Origin of the sequence: Klebsiella sp. C349492, assembly GCF_042055345.1 — a bacterium.
In the GTDB taxonomy this organism is placed as follows: domain Bacteria; phylum Pseudomonadota; class Gammaproteobacteria; order Enterobacterales; family Enterobacteriaceae; genus Klebsiella; species Klebsiella scottii.
In genome coordinates, this window is the sequence record NZ_JANQCE010000035.1 from 1 (window position 1) to 373 (window position 373).

The following is a 373-nucleotide window of genomic DNA, read 5'->3' on the forward strand; positions in this document are numbered from 1 at the left end:
TCACGCTGCTCGTCGATACGCTGCAGGCGGCGCTGACGGCGTTTCTCCTGCAGGGTCTCCATTTTGCTAACCGGCATAGCGGCGCGTTTATTGCCGCCAAATATCGCGGTGCAGACATAGGAGCCATCCATCCGGCGAATAATGACCTGTGATGCGTCGTGAATATCGAACGCCACACGCACCTTTTCCCCGTCCACATTTATCAGGTCTTGCGAGAAATAATCATTATTCAGCAGGCTGACATAACCACGGCTGGCGGAGCGTATTTCTTCCGGCATGAACATTTCATGCAGCTCAACATCCGTTAGGTATTCAATTTCATCCCCCTCAGTCTCTAACACCGCGCGGCGGTATTCGGCTGGGGTCATATGGC

Annotated in this window: 1 protein-coding gene; it reads right to left on the minus strand. The window is 53.6% G+C overall.

Going from position 1 to position 373, the window contains the following annotated elements; genetic code table 11:
• On the minus strand, window positions 1-278 hold a 278-nt coding region (locus NWP14_RS27855; RefSeq protein WP_375216326.1), incomplete at its 3' end, for a Mu transposase C-terminal domain-containing protein.
• Window positions 279-373 lie beyond the last annotated feature (95 nt).